This window comes from Streptomyces sp. NBC_00400, assembly GCF_036048035.1.
Classification (GTDB): Bacteria; Actinomycetota; Actinomycetes; order Streptomycetales; family Streptomycetaceae; genus Streptomyces.
In genome coordinates this window covers 7530215-7542764 of record NZ_CP107940.1, presented here as the reverse complement: position 1 = coordinate 7542764, position 12550 = coordinate 7530215, and the positions used below count along the sequence as shown (strand labels likewise).

The 12550-nt window shown below is 72.8% G+C and carries 13 protein-coding genes and 1 pseudogene; 7 read left to right on the top strand and 7 right to left on the bottom strand.

Translation table 11 applies throughout. The features are described 5' to 3' along the window. Positions 1-67: 67 nt before the first annotated feature. Both modA and OHS81_RS33220 read right to left on the bottom strand, forming a co-directional pair. Positions 68-871: a molybdate ABC transporter substrate-binding protein gene (gene modA / locus OHS81_RS33225; protein WP_328389421.1), complete on the bottom strand. Its 804-nt coding sequence runs from the start codon at positions 869-871 to the stop codon at positions 68-70. Positions 872-1015: 144 nt separating this feature from the next. Further along, complete coding sequence (locus OHS81_RS33220) at positions 1016-1411, bottom strand: TOBE domain-containing protein (RefSeq protein WP_129292723.1); 396 nt, start codon at positions 1409-1411, stop codon at positions 1016-1018. A 299-nt stretch (positions 1412-1710) separates the two neighbouring features. Here OHS81_RS33220 and OHS81_RS33215 point away from each other — a divergent pair, with 299 nt between their 5' ends. Then, positions 1711-2130: a TOBE domain-containing protein gene (locus OHS81_RS33215; RefSeq protein WP_328389419.1), complete on the top strand. Its 420-nt coding sequence runs from the start codon at positions 1711-1713 to the stop codon at positions 2128-2130. A 78-nt stretch (positions 2131-2208) separates the two neighbouring features. Here the strand turns inward: OHS81_RS33215 and OHS81_RS33210 are convergent, their stop codons facing one another. The 3 genes and pseudogenes from OHS81_RS33210 to OHS81_RS33200 form a co-directional block, all read right to left on the bottom strand. Continuing rightward, positions 2209-2742 (bottom strand): molybdopterin-dependent oxidoreductase, encoded by a 534-nt coding sequence (locus OHS81_RS33210; RefSeq protein WP_328389417.1) that lies wholly within the window; start codon positions 2740-2742, stop codon positions 2209-2211. Positions 2743-2978: 236 nt separating this feature from the next. Then, positions 2979-3281, bottom strand: a pseudogene (locus OHS81_RS33205) ((2Fe-2S)-binding protein); the annotation flags it as partial. Then, positions 3278-4051, bottom strand: a complete 774-nt coding sequence (locus tag OHS81_RS33200) for an FAD binding domain-containing protein (RefSeq protein WP_328389415.1) — start codon at positions 4049-4051, stop codon at positions 3278-3280. The gene OHS81_RS33200 and the pseudogene OHS81_RS33205, both read right to left, overlap by 4 nt. A gap of 153 nt (positions 4052-4204) precedes the next feature. Here OHS81_RS33200 and OHS81_RS33195 point away from each other — a divergent pair, with 153 nt between their 5' ends. Beyond that, positions 4205-5734 carry a PucR family transcriptional regulator gene (locus tag OHS81_RS33195; protein ID WP_328389413.1) on the top strand — a complete coding sequence of 510 codons (1530 nt, stop codon included), beginning with the start codon at positions 4205-4207 and terminating at the stop codon, positions 5732-5734. 94 nt (positions 5735-5828) lie between these two features. Here the strand turns inward: OHS81_RS33195 and OHS81_RS33190 are convergent, their stop codons facing one another. Then, entirely contained in the window at positions 5829-6236 is a 408-nt protein-coding gene (locus OHS81_RS33190; protein WP_328389411.1) for a TOBE domain-containing protein, read from the bottom strand. A 368-nt stretch (positions 6237-6604) separates the two neighbouring features. Here OHS81_RS33190 and OHS81_RS33185 point away from each other — a divergent pair, with 368 nt between their 5' ends. The 5 genes from OHS81_RS33185 to OHS81_RS33165 are packed head-to-tail and all read left to right on the top strand — an operon-like array spanning position 6605 to position 10454. After that, positions 6605-6790, top strand: a complete 186-nt coding sequence (locus tag OHS81_RS33185; protein WP_328389409.1) for a hypothetical protein — start codon at positions 6605-6607, stop codon at positions 6788-6790. A gap of 16 nt (positions 6791-6806) precedes the next feature. Next, entirely contained in the window at positions 6807-7517 is a 711-nt protein-coding gene (locus OHS81_RS33180) for a hypothetical protein (protein ID WP_328389407.1), read from the top strand. Next, a complete protein-coding gene (locus OHS81_RS33175; protein ID WP_328389405.1) occupies positions 7514-8497 on the top strand; it encodes a DUF6895 family protein in 984 nt (327 codons plus the stop codon). Before OHS81_RS33180 ends, OHS81_RS33175 begins: the two co-directional genes overlap by 4 nt. After that, positions 8494-9417 carry a DUF6895 family protein gene (locus OHS81_RS33170; RefSeq protein ID WP_328389403.1) on the top strand — a complete coding sequence of 308 codons (924 nt, stop codon included), beginning with the start codon at positions 8494-8496 and terminating at the stop codon, positions 9415-9417. Before OHS81_RS33175 ends, OHS81_RS33170 begins: the two co-directional genes overlap by 4 nt. After that, positions 9414-10454: a serine hydrolase domain-containing protein gene (locus tag OHS81_RS33165; protein ID WP_328389401.1), complete on the top strand. Its 1041-nt coding sequence runs from the start codon at positions 9414-9416 to the stop codon at positions 10452-10454. Before OHS81_RS33170 ends, OHS81_RS33165 begins: the two co-directional genes overlap by 4 nt. A gap of 22 nt (positions 10455-10476) precedes the next feature. On the opposite strand, the gene OHS81_RS33160 is transcribed toward OHS81_RS33165, so the two are convergent. Continuing rightward, complete coding sequence (locus tag OHS81_RS33160; RefSeq protein WP_328389399.1) at positions 10477-12507, bottom strand: ATP-binding protein; 2031 nt, start codon at positions 12505-12507, stop codon at positions 10477-10479. Between the last annotated feature and the right edge of the window lie 43 nt (positions 12508-12550).

Below are 12550 nucleotides of genomic sequence, written 5' to 3'. Positions count from 1 at the left end.
GCCTGGGCCGCTTCCCCGGGCCGGTGGTCCGTGCGCGCCGCCAGGGCCTGAAGACAGGCCCTGGGAATCACGGCTTCTGGAAGCCTGCCTGCTGCAGGAGCTTCTGTGCCTCGGGCGTGCTCAGCCACTTCACGAACGCGGCCGCGGCGGCCGCGTGCTGAGAGGCCTTCAGCGTCGCGGCCGGGTAGGAGGCGACGGCGTTCTGCGCGTCGGGGATGTCGACGGCGTCGACCTTCTTGGGTGCAGTGGCGGCGTCGGTCTTGTACACGAGGCCGGCATCGGCCTCACCCAGCTCGACCTTGCTGAGCACCGCGCGGACGTTGGGCTCCTGCGAGACCGGCTTGACCTTCAGCTTCTGGGCGTCCAGGACCTGCTTGCTGTAGCGGCCGACCGGCACCTCGGAGGCGGCGAGGACGACCTTCAGCTTGCTGTCGGCGAGCGCCTTGAGGTTGTCGACCTTCTTCGGGTTGCCCTCGCCGGTCACGATGACCAGGCGGTTCTTGGCGATGACGGTCGGCGCGGCGACATCGGCCTTGAGCCCGTCCATGGTCTTGGTGTCGGCGGTGACCACGGCGTCGGCGGGGGCGCCCTCCCTGACCTGGGCGGCCAGTTCCTGGGAGCCGGCGAAGGAGAAGTGCACCTTGGTGCCGGGGTGTTCCTTCTCGTACACCGCACCGGCCTTCTTGAAGACATCGGTCAGCGAGGAGGCGGCGAGCACCGTGAGGTCCGCCTTGGGGGCGGCGCTGCCGCCGGACTTCTCGGCCCCCTCGTCCTTCTTGCTGTCGTTGCCACCACAGGCGGAGAGCGGAACGAGGAGGGCGGCGGTCACGAGCGCGGCGGCGGCGCGGCGTCCGGTGAAGTGCTGGGACATGGGGCGGGACTCCTTGGAACGCGGGACGACGGGTGTCGTCCGAGCGGATGGGAAAAGCCGCGCCGGGACGGGCGACGCCGCTGGTGTGCGCAGCCGGCCGGTGGGGGACGGTGGTTGCGGATCGGCTGGTGCTACCGCGGTGGGTCAGGTGCGGTCGATGTGCACGCTGGTGGACTTCACGCGGGCGGTGGCCTGCATGCCGACCTCCAGGCCCAGTTCCTCCACCGCCTCCCGGGTCAGCAGGGACACCAGGCGGTGCGGACCGGCCTGGATCTCGACCTGGGCGGCGACATCGCCGAGCTTGACGGCGGTGACGATGCCCGGGAAGGCGTTGCGCGCGGAGGTGTACGAGGCGTCGTCCTCCCCCGTGCCGGTCTGCGCCACCTCGACCGAGAAGGCGGCCAGATCGCGGCCTTCGATGAGGCGGCGGCCGCTGTCGTCACGATGGGTCGCGACCTTGCCGGCGTCCGCCCAGCGGCGGGTGGTGTCCGGGCTGACGCCCAGCAGCCGCGCCGCCTGGCCGATCGTGTAGGACTGCATGTGCGACAAGATATGTGGTATCTGCTGGCATTTGCAATCTCTCGGGGGAAGCTATATGGCAGATGCCAGGCCAACTGGAGGAAGGAACGAAAGGTGGCCCGCCGGCCGGTGCGTATCCCGGATGACCGGCGCAACTCTCCGCGTGTTCCGCTGTTTTGCCAGGCGCATGCGGATATCTGCCCGGCATCTGCCATGCACGCCCGGACCGCGGCGCGTGGTGTGGTTAGGGTGCAGACATCAGAGCAGGGAAAACGCGACATTCCACCCTTCGCTTTCCACTCCCCCGGTGAGGCATTTTCATGAGCCTGAGCATCCGTAACCAGATTTCCGGCACCGTTCTCTCCGTCACCCCCGGCGAGGTCATGGCGACCGTCAAAGTGCGTCTGGAGGGTGGCCAGCAGATCACCGCGGCGATCACCCTGGAGGCGGTGAAGGAGCTGGGCATCGAGGAGGGTTCTTCGGTGCGCACACTGATCAAGTCCACCGAGGTCGCGCTCGCGACCGGCGCGGTGGACGGTCTGAGTATCCGTAACCGGATCCCCGGCACCGTCACCGATGTCACCACCGGCGGCGCGATGGCGGGCGTCAAGGTCGCCGTCGCGGGCGGGGAGCTGACCGCCGCGATCACCAGGGACGCGGCCGAGGACCTGGGTCTGGCCGCCGGTGCCGAGGTCACCGCGCTGGTCAAGTCGACCGAGATCGCGCTCGCCGCGGTCTGAGCGCGGACCCGCCGAAGTCCCCGGTGCCGCGGGGGACTTCGGCCCTTCCGTCGGCGGTCAGGACGCGCCCGGCCCCGGTCAGCCGGAGCGGAACCCGTCCGCCGCGGGCGGGACGCAGGTCCCGAACCAGATGCCGGTGACGGCGCTGATGTAGCGGGCCCCGCAGCGGTCGGAGGGCACCACGAGCTGGCTGCCCACGGCATCGAGCGCCCGCCCGTCCAGGGCCGTGGCCAGCAGGACCGGCGCGTCACCGAAGTCGGGGTCGAGCTCCGCCCAGGACAGCGCGGTGTGGTGGCCGTCCCGGCCGGTGACCGCCAGGACGTAACGGGAGCGGTCCTTGCGCCGCCGGACGTCGAAGGCCGGTTCCGCCGCGTCGATGACCTCGCGGAGCAGCGGCCCCTCGAAGGTGTGGTGCTGCGGCCCGTTCGTGGCGCAGTCGAAGACCACCTCGGCCCGCCGCTGCGGCCACCGCTCCCGCAGCTGGGCGACGGTCAGCGCGAGCGGACGCCGCAGCTGACCGCGGATCAGAACGCGCCGGGAGTCGGGGGGTACGGCGCTCTCGGGCGCCGGGCGTACGGCGGTGGTGCGGGACGGCGGGCCGAGTCGGCTCATTCGAGACCCCCTTGGGTGCTCCGCGCGGCGGCTGCCTCCCTGTGATGCCCGATCGGCCCTCCGCCGAACCACGGATGCCAGCTGCTTCCGCAATATCACCTTGCTGATATGAGGCAAAGGAGGCCATGGGGGCGGCAGGTCCGAAGCAGGGGCCCGCCGCTCACACCGAACCCTCGCGCGACGGATGGCGCCCGGCCGTCCGGCCCGGCACCGCGCCGGCGGCGCGGTGCTCCTCAACAGAAGCCGCACTGGAAGCCCTGGGCGTCCAGGAACTGCTGCTGTACGGGGTGCAGTTCGCCGGCCGCGTCGGCCGGCCCCTCGACCGTGGTCACCGAGCGCCCCTCGGCGCGCAGGGCCGGGTACAGGTAGCTGTGGACGGGTTCGCCGTCGGCATGGAGGGTGCACGCGCCGCAGTCCCCGGCGTCGCAGCCCTTCTTCACGCCGAACCAGCCGCGGTCACGGAGGTAGGTGCGCAGGCACTGCCCCGGACGGGGGCCGACGTCGAAGGCCTGGTCGTTGACGCGGATCCGAAAGGTCATCGTCCGGCCTCCTGGGTCAGTTCGCGGCGGATCTCCTCGGACAGCCGCAGCGCCATGTGCCGTCGCCAGACCGGCAGTCCGTGCAGGTCGTCGAACCAGTCGCGGGCGGCGACGGTCCGCTCGATCGTGTCGTGCAGTGCGCCGGCGTCCGGTGGCAGCGGGAACCACAGGCGGAACGGCCGGACGGTGGCGGCGGTGAGGGTGAGGGCCGGCGACCCGTCCAGCGGGTCGAGGGTGCCGATGACGAGTGCGCCGGAGCGGCCGAGTCCGTACAGGGAGGCCTGCCGGAAGGCCGTACGGCACGCCGGCGACCGGGCGGGCAGGGTGACCGAGCGGAGCAGTTCGCCCTCGGCGAGGTCCTTGCGTCCCGCGCCGGTGAGGAAGCCCGCGACCTTGGCGCGGCGCAGCGAGCCGTCCTGCGCCTGGAGCAGCACGCTGCCGTCGAGTGCGGCGGTCAGCGAGATCATCGGCCCGGCGGGCAGACCGTTGCAGAGGTTTCCGCCGACGGTCGCCATGTTCCAGATCTTGAACGAGGCCAGGAAGGCGCGGCAGCACTGCTCGAACAGCGGGGCCGCGGGGGCCTCGTAAGCGGCCGCGAAGCGGGAGATCTGGGCGATGGTGCAGGTCGCCGCGATCTCCAGCGAACCGTCCGGCTGCCGGGTCAGCGGCTCCCAGCCCATCCGGCTCAGGTCCACCAACCGCCGGATGTGCGGCTGCGGTTCGGAGAAGAGGTAGATGCCGCCGCCCCGGGCACGACTGGTGCGCAGCACGGAAAAACACCACTGCCGGGTCCGGTATCTGGAGAATCATCCAAGAGGGCTTTGGAGCCCGGCGGCTGGCATTTACGATGCCGGTACTCACTTTCGCCTCGTGAATGTGAGATGCCGGGGTTCACTCCCGGCAGCCGCCCAAGGAGTCCGCACATGCACGTCCAAGATCTCCTCCAGCTCGATTCGCTCGATCTGACCCTGCTGTGGGGCGAGGGCCCCCTGCTCGCCCGGGAAGTCAGTGGTGTCACCGCCACCGATCTGGCGGACCCGGCGCGGTTTCTGCAGCCGGGCGAGTTGGTGCTGAGCGGACTGGTGTGGTGGACGCCGGAAGCGGACCGGGCGACGGTCGACCGCTTCGTCTCGGCCCTGCACTCCGCCGGGGCGACCGCGCTGCTGGCCGGCGAGGAGACCCATGGCACGGTCCCTGACGTCCTGGTCGACTCCTGTCGTGAGCGGGGCATCGTGCTGATGGCGGTGCCCGCGCACACCACGTTCCGCGCCATCACGGAGGCGGTGTACCTGCGCCAGTGGGGCGATCTGAGCCGGCGCCCCACCGAGCACCACGCGCTGCCGGAGAACGTCCGGACCGAGCTGGCCGCTCTGCTCACCGAGGACGCGGCACCGGACACCCTGCTGGAGCGGGCCTTCGCCCATCTGGGCGGGCCGGCCTGCTCTCTGGTCACGGCAACCGGACGGGTGATCGCCCGGACGCCGGCCGCCCCGTACCTGCCGGCCGAGCAGGCCGCCCGGGAGCCGGCAGCGGCGGCCGGCACCTGCCTGCGGATCGATGGGGAGGCCGGTCCGTACGACGGCTGGCAGCTGTATCTGCGGGACCCGGCCGATGCCCCGCCCCGGGTGCTGCACGAGATCGCCGAGGTCATGGCGCAGTACCGGCACCGGGTCGAGCTGCGGCAGGCGGCCGGACGGCGGGCGGCGGACGAACTGCTCGCGCTCGCCGGTGCCGGCGGGTCCGACGGGCCGGCCGACGGGGCGGCGCTGGAGGCGGCGCTGCACGCCTGTGGGCTGCCGGCCACCGGTCCGTACCGGGTGGTGGCCGCATCGGGCGGCGAGGAGAGCGAACAGACGGTGCGTGCGCTGGCCGAGGCGCTGCGGCACTCCCCCGGTGAGCCGTTCGCGGCGGGCCGGCTCCCGGGCGGCGAGGCGGTCGCCGTCGTGTGCGCCGGCCCCGATGCGGCCGGCCGTCTCCCGCTCGGCGAACTGTGGCCGCTGGTGCACGCCTGCCGGCCGCAGACGCCGCTGCACGCCGGGGTCAGCGGCCCGGTACCGGCCGCCGACGGCCTCACCTCGGCGCTGGGCCAGGCACGTTACGCACTCGCGGCGGCGCGCGCCGGCGCTCCGGGCGGTGCCCGGGTGACGTCCGTCGAAGACCTCAGCACACTGGGCGCTCTGCTCGCCGGGGTTCCCGCCGATGTCCGTACGGCCTTCAGCAGCCGGGTGCTGGGCCCGCTGGCGCACGCCGGGAGCACATCGCACCGGATGCTCCTGGAGACGCTGGAGAGCTTCCTCGCCCACCACGGGTCATGGGCGCGTACGGCCGCGACGCTGCATCTGCATGTGAACACGGTGCACTACCGCATCCAGCGCATCGAGACGCTGACCGGCCGCGACCTGTCCCGGCTCGACCACAAGCTGGATCTGCAGGCGGCGCTGCTCTGCCGCTGAGGGGCTTCCCGGGCGGACGGGAAGGCGGTCGGGTAGCGACGATCGGGGGGATACCGGCGGCCGCCGGAAGGGCGGCGGCCGGCAAAAGGGCCGCTCAACTGCGCTCGCCCGCCCGGTCGATGTGCACATTGGTGGACTTCACCCGGGCGGTGGCCCGCACCCCGACCTCGATCCCCAGTTCCTCGACGGCCTCCCGGCTGACCACCGACACCAGCCGGTGCGGGCCGGACTGGATCTCGACCTGGGCGATCACCTCGTCGAGGGTCACCTTGGTGACGATCCCGGCGAACGAGTTCCGCACCGAGGTCAGCACGTCACCGGGCACCGGATGCAGACCCGCGGCGCGCTCCTTGGCGAACGCCGCCAGGCTCACCCCGTCGATCACGCGGTTCCCCGCGCCGTCCCGGTCCATCCGCAGCTGCCCGCCATCGGCCCAGCGGCGGACGGTCTCCGCACTCACACCCAGCAGCCCGGCTGCCTGACCAATGCTGTATGTCGGCACCCTCGCACTCTAGGCGGTGCCGTCCTCCTCCTCGCCGCCGCTCCCCCGGCCCCCTGCTCACCGTGGTGTGCGCCCGCCGCGTGCCCCTGTGCGTCCGCGCCGCGCCCGCGCCGCGCGTGCATCCGAACAGAGCAGTCCGATCCCCCATCGGTGCGGCCCCCTCACCCTTGGGACCCTCTCTCCCTGCACCCGCCTGCCGCCCCGGCAGAGAGGCCACCATCCGGGCATGACACGGCAGTTGCGGATCACGAGGCCGGTGGAGAGACGTCGACATCGCTGGAAAGCCTGTCGTTTGTCAGGTTTTTCCCCTTGCGACGTAAATATGCCGATGTGAATCTGGGATCCCATTCGCCGAAGGAGTTGATCGCATGGTTACGGACCGCACAGCGCCGGTCGGGACGGCCGCCCTGGCCGCCGAGGTCGAGGGACTGCTTGAACCCGCCGAGGCCGACGGTGTCTTCCGCGATACCCGCGAGTGCGGGGGTGGGCTGCTGCTGGCCGCGCTGCTCCTGATCTCGCCGCCCACGCCCCGGCCCAAGACCGACGTTCGCTGAGGCTGAGGGGAAAGCGTTGGCTGAACAGACGCCGGGAGCAGTCCCGCTGAGCGCTGTGATCGCCGATGCCGCAACCGGGGTCGCCCTCGCCCTGCGGGGCGAGGGCGGCCCTTATGCGTTGTCGGCTGTTCTGCGGCAGAGCGATGCGCTGGCTCCGGCCGCCCTCCGGGTGCTCGGCGCCGATGCGCTCGCGCCGTACGCAATGGACCATCCCGCGCATCCCGCAGCGCCCGTCGGCGGGGACGATGCCGAGGTCGTCCGGCAGGCGCTCGCGGCCTATCCACCGGGAACGGATGCCTCGGAGGTGTCGGTGTGGACGTACCGGGGCCTGGTCGAGGCCTCGCACGCCTTTCTGTCCGCAGGCGCACAGCACTGGCCGCCGCCACCCGAGGCCGCGGCCGGGTGGGTCGAAGCCGACCCTTGGCCGAAGCTGGCGCACCGCGTGTCACAGCTTGCCGCGCTCGCGCTGCCCGGGCTGGCGCCCGGCCTCGCCGAGCAGCTGGCGGCACGCACCGACGATCTGGCCCGTGGTTTCGTCCGGGCGGTCCGCCGCCGGGACTGGCTGCAGGCGGCCGGTCTGGGCCGTTGGCTGTCCCGGCTGCCCGACGTACCGCAGAGCCTGGGGCTCGACAGCGGGCTGGCGTTCGTCCGCCACATGGGCGGCGCCGACCCCCGGGTGACGCTGCACATCGTCGCCGCCCAGCGTTTCTACGGGCGGGGTTGGTGACCGGCGGCCGGGGCGACCCCGGGCTGCTGGACCACATGGTCCACGGCAGCCTGGGGTGGCTGGACGAAGCCCGCGACCACTTCCGCCTGCCCCCGGACGTCACCACGGACGCCGACCCCAATCTGACCCTCAAACCACTGGGCGAGCTGGCCGAACTCACCCAGCTGATCGGCGTGTCGCACCCGTGTGACGAGATCCGGCAGACCGCCCGCGGGCTGTTCGCGTTCGCCTGGAACGAGACCCGCGACGGCGAGCTGTTCGCCGAGCTGATCCGCGGTGAGCCCTTCGCCACCTATCCGGTCGAGTTGTACGGCGTGTTCGCCCAGGCCGGACTGCGGCACGCCGAGGCCGACAAGCTGGTGGACCTCACGACCCGGCTGCGTGGCTGGCGGGTGGCCCGCGAGGATCACACCCGGACGCTCGGTGTGCTCAACGCGGAACGGCGGATCGGGCTGCGCCAGCACGCCGACTTCGGCACCGTGCTGGCCCTGACCGGCCTCGGCGGGCTGCCGGAACCCTGGGCACTGGACCGCAAGGCGGCGTACGGCGTGACCCATGACGTCTTCCACCTCACCGACTGGGGGCGCAACCGGCAGCGGCTCTCCCCCGAACTCGCCGGCTATCTGCGGCTGTGGCTCCCCTCCTGGCTGGAGAACTGGCTGGAGGAGCAGCTGTGGGACCTGGCCGGCGAGTTGCTGGCCGTGACGGCCTGCCTGCCGCAGGCCCCGTATCCCGCGGAGGCCTGGCAGCGGCTGGCCGGCGCCCGGGCGGCCGACGGCAGCGTGCCCGAGATCGGCGCCGCGCCGCCCGCCGGCGACCGGGCCGAGGCGTTCACGGCCTGCTACCACTCCACTCTGGTGACCGCGTTCGCCGCCACCCTCGCCCGTATCGCCTCCGACGAGGCCGAGGCCGGGCCGCCGGCCGGGGATACGGCGATGGCGGGCGGGCGGACCTCCTGCGAAAGCGAGACAGCCCCGTGACCGTGACGGCCGCATCCCCCGCCTTGCTGCACGGTGTCGGCGACCGGGCCCTGACCTGGCTCGACGATCACCGTGAGCACTTCCGGCTGACCCCCGACGACTTCGCCACCAACGGCGCGGTCGTCGAACGGCTCAAGCCCATCGGGGAGCTGGCGCTCAATATGCAGGTGCTGTTCCGGGAGGGCGTGGCCGGCTCCCGGCAGAAGGAACGGGCCGGGAAGCTGCTGGACTTCGCGTGGCGGGAGCTGCTGGACGGCGGCAATGTGCTGGCCCGGCTGCAGCACGACGAGCCCCTTTCCCCCGTGCCGCTGGAGGTCTATGCGACCTTCCACGAGCTCGGCCACCGCCATCCGGGACTGGAGGCCGCGCTGACGGTCTGCCGGCGCACCACCACCTGGACGGCGCTGGAGATGATGCCCAACCGGCGGCTCGGCGTGCTCAACGCGGAGCGCAAGCTCGGCCTGCCCCCCAGCAGCGACTTCGACCAGGCCGTGGACCGCACCTGGCTGGGGCGGCTGCCCGAGCCGTGGACGGTCCAGCTGCACATCGCCTACGACCTCACCCACACCGTCTTCCACCTCACCAACTGGGGCGAGGCGCCCGAGCGCATCCCGCCGGCCATCGCCGACTACCTCGCGCGGTATCTGCCCGCCTGGTCGGAGGACTGGGCGGACCTCGAACACTGGGATCTGCTGGGCGAACTCCTGGTCGTCGACGCCTGCCTGCCGCGGCCCACCCTGGACGCGGACCTGTGGGCGCGGTACGCCGCCGCCCAGTCGCCCACCGGAGCCATGCCCATCCAGCGCCGGATGCCGGAGGGTGACCCGGCGCGGGTCTTCGACCTGGTCCACCACCCCACCCTGGTCGCCGCGTTCGCCTCCGCGATGGCCACCTCCCGGGCCCTGTCCGCCGTCGGATGACCCCCGCAAGCCCCGGGCCCGCGCTCGGTGACCGCCTCGCGGACGCGGTCACCGAGATCGACGCGCCGGACGTCGTGCTGGCGGTGACCCGCAACGGCCGCCGGACCGTGATGACCGGCGGCTCGGCGCTGGCCCCGCCCACCCCCCGCCATGCGCTGCGCTACGAACTGGGTTCGCTGTCCAAGACGTTCACCGTGCTGCTGCTCGCGGCGCTGGCCAGGGACGGGGTGCTGTCCCTGGACGACCGGCTCGTCGACCGTCTGCCCGAGCTGCCGCTGCCGCACCCGCATGCGCGCCGGATCAGCCTGTGGCACCTGGCCACCCACACCTCCGGACTGCCGCGGATTCCCCCGGACCTGATCGCCGGCGCGCTGGTGCACCCGTACGCCAACGGCTACGCCCGTTACGACACCGAGCGGCTGCTGCGCACCTTCGCCCGCACCCGGCCGCGGCACCGTCCCGGCACCCGCTGGCGGTACTCCAACTTCGGGCTGGCGCTGCTCGGTCCGGCCATGTCCGGTGCCGCGGGTGCCGGTTACCCCGCCCTGCTCACCGACCGGGTGCTGCGCCCCCTCGGGCTGACGGACACCACGCTGGGCCCCGGCACCACCGGCACCGACGCCATCGGCCACCGTACGAACGGGGTGACGCCGGTGGACAGCGCCGACCTGGGCGCCTTCGTCGCCGCAGGGTCGGTCCGTGCCACCCCCGGCGACCTGCTCACCTACCTCGAAGCGCACCTCTCCCCCGACGGCACGCCGCTGGCCATGCCGCTGCGCGACGTCCAGGTGCCGCTGCTGCGCCGCGGCTGGCGCAAGCGCCACACCCACACCCTGACGTGGTATCAGCATCCGGCTCCGCAGGGGCCGTTGCTCTTCCACGTCGGGGCGACCTTCGGCCAGCAGGCGTTCCTGGGCTATCACCCGGCGACGCACACCGGGCTGGTCGCGCTGGCCACCCGCCGCGGCCGTACCTGCCGGATGATCAGCACCGCCTACGAGCTGCTGTACGCGCTGGCCGGCGATCCCTCCGCCTGAAGCAAACGGTGCGGGCCGCCGGTCACAGCTCGCCCGCCAGGATCCGGGCGAGCGAGGCCTGGGGCCGCTCCTCGCTGGCCCGGTGGAAGAGGTCCGCGTACGCCTGGTCGCCGATCGCCGCGCGGGCCCGCCGCTCGCACTCCTCGCGTACCGCGCGCAACTCGGGGGTGCCGCGCTGCGGATGCCCGACGGTCCGCCAGAGGGCCTGGCCGCTGCCGTAGACGCGGGCGGCGGCAGCGCCGCGGCCCTGGGCCGCCACCGCGGCCGCGAGCAGATCCAGGCCGAGCGCGATACCGAACTTGTCGCCGATGCCCGCTTTGGCCGCGAGCATCGACCGGGCGTGGTCCGCCGACTCCTCCGGCCGGCCCTGGAACAGCGAGATCAGCGAGAGCTGGTAGTCGATATAGGACCGGGTCCAGTATTCGCCGCGCTGCACACACCCGCGCCGCAGTGCGCCCGCCGTGGCACGGGCCTCGGTGAGCCTGCCCAGGCCGGTCAGCGCGAAGAGCTGTACGAGGTGGCAGCGCAGCCGTCCGGGAGAGTCGAAGGGGGTGCACCGCGCGGGGCCGAGCACCTGTTCCGCGGCGGTGTGCGCGGACATCGGGCGGCCCGCCATCAGATGGGTGAGGCCGGTGAGGTAGCCCGCCTGGAGCTGCGCCTCCGCATCGTCACCCGCCCGTGCCGCACGTGCACACTGAAGGCCCAGGTCGTCGGCGAGCGTCAGATCGCCCTGCAGCAGTACGGCCACACCGAGCGCCCACAGCGCCCGGGTGCGTGCCGGGCCCGGCCCCTGGTGGGCGGCCAGGGCGCGGGCCACATAGTCCCGGGCCTCGTGGAGATGGCCGCAGCAGCTCCAGAAGAAGCCGATCGACGCGCTGAGGTCCTGGGCCCGTTCCGGGTCGGTGGCCAGGAGGTGGTCCAGTGCGGTGCACAGGTCGGCATGGGCCTCGGCGACCCTGCCGTACCAGCCGACCTGCTCGGGGCCCAGCCAGCCGCGTTCGGCCCGCCGGCCGAAGGAGGCGAAGTGCGCGGCGTGCCGGTCCGCCAGCGCCGTCGTCTCGTCCAGTTCGGCCAGCCACATCCGGCCGTACTCGCGCAGCGTGTCGAGCATGCGGTAGCGCGGGCCCTCGCGGATGAGCACCGACTTGGCGGCCAGTGCCTCCAGTGTGGTGCGCACCTGTGAGGCGGTGAGCGGTCCGCCGGCACACACGGCACTCGCGGACTCCTCGTCGAAGGTGCCACGGAAGACGGACAGCCGGGCCCACAGCAGCCGTTCCAGCGGTGCGCACAGTTCATGGCTCCAGCCGATGGCGCAGCGCAGCGTCCGGTGCCGTGGCAGCCGCACCGGTCCGTCGCCGTCGAGGGTGTCGAAACGGGAGGTGAGCCGCTCGGCGATCTGCTCGACGGAGCTGTCGGCCAGCTGGGCACCGGCCAGCTCCAGGGCCAGCGGGATGCCTTCGAGACGGCGGCAGATGACGGCGGCGGCCGTCGCATGCGGTGGTGCGGTGAGCCGCAGTCCGGGGGCCGCGGCCGTGGCGCGGGCGGTGAACAGGGCCAGTGCGTCGTTGTCGCCCGTGCAGGGCAGCGGGCCGATCTCGGTGGTCCATTCGCCGACGAGGCCCAGCGGCTGCCGGCTGGTGACCAGCACGGTCACACCGGGGGCGGCGGTCAGCAGGTCCGCGAGCAGGTCGCGGCAGGCGTCGACGAGGTGTTCGCAGGAGTCCAGCACCAGCAGCAGCCGTTTGCCGGCGAGCCCTTCGCACAGCACCGCCACCGGAGTCCGCGCCGTGTGGTCGGCCAGCCCGACGGCATCGCAGACGCTGGCCACCAGCCGCCCCGCGCCGTGCAGGGGCCACAGATCAGCCCAGCAGACCCCGTCGGGAAACCGCGCCGCCGCCGCGCGCGCGGCCCGCATCGCGATCCGGGTCTTGCCCACACCGCCGGGGCCGGTCAGGGTGATCAGCCGGTGCTCCGTCAACTCGTCGTCGATCCGGCGCAGTTCGGCTCGCCGGCCGATGAAACTGGTCGGCTCGTCGGGAATGTTGCTCGCCACCGGGCCAGTTTGCCCCAGCCGCGGCGCCGGCCGGAGTCCGGTG

Excerpts from the sequence above, each read along its gene's own strand:
- modA (WP_328389421.1), bottom strand. The coding sequence starts at position 871 with ATGTCCCAGCACTTCACCGGACGCCGCGCCGCCGCCGCGCTCGTGACC.
- OHS81_RS33220 (WP_129292723.1), bottom strand. The coding sequence starts at position 1,411 with ATGCAGTCCTACACGATCGGCCAGGCGGCGCGGCTGCTGGGCGTCAGC.
- OHS81_RS33215 (WP_328389419.1), top strand. The coding sequence starts at position 1,711 with ATGAGCCTGAGCATCCGTAACCAGATTTCCGGCACCGTTCTCTCCGTC.
- OHS81_RS33210 (WP_328389417.1), bottom strand. The coding sequence starts at position 2,742 with ATGAGCCGACTCGGCCCGCCGTCCCGCACCACCGCCGTACGCCCGGCG.
- OHS81_RS33195 (WP_328389413.1), top strand. The coding sequence starts at position 4,205 with ATGCACGTCCAAGATCTCCTCCAGCTCGATTCGCTCGATCTGACCCTG.
- OHS81_RS33185 (WP_328389409.1), top strand. The coding sequence starts at position 6,605 with ATGGTTACGGACCGCACAGCGCCGGTCGGGACGGCCGCCCTGGCCGCC.
- OHS81_RS33165 (WP_328389401.1), top strand. The coding sequence starts at position 9,414 with ATGACCCCCGCAAGCCCCGGGCCCGCGCTCGGTGACCGCCTCGCGGAC.